The 280-nt window shown below is 38.6% G+C and carries 1 pseudogene; it reads right to left on the bottom strand.

Annotation, left to right across the window (positions count from 1 at the left end):
- Positions 1–69 precede the first annotated feature (69 nt).
- A pseudogene (locus tag SB773_RS31240) lies at positions 70–280 on the bottom strand (aromatic-ring-hydroxylating dioxygenase subunit beta); the annotation flags it as partial.

The raw sequence follows: 280 nt of genomic DNA, 5'->3' as shown, positions 1-280 counted from the left end.
CTACTTTATCCTTTAACGCCATTGCCATTACAACCAGCCTCCTTGTTATCCTTTTTATGCTAGTAATATTTATACGAAGATAGCAAGATTCCTGGTATTTATCGTTGTTTGGTCAACGATGAATATCCGTTTGGAAAGTTTCCATTTACCCTCTTCGAATATGAATTCATCATTTCGTTCGCCCGAAATCAAATCGTGTTGAATATCCGTGCTACGGCTTCGATAGATAAGAAGATAGCTCTTGACGACTGCCTTTTCACCTTCAACAAAGTCCTTAACG

The organism is Bacillus sp. SIMBA_074 (assembly GCF_046534555.1).
In the GTDB taxonomy this organism is placed as follows: domain Bacteria; phylum Bacillota; class Bacilli; order Bacillales; family Bacillaceae_G; genus Bacillus_A; species Bacillus_A mycoides.
The sequence above is the reverse complement of the archived record's forward strand: the minus strand, read 5'-3'. Positions and strand labels throughout refer to the sequence as shown.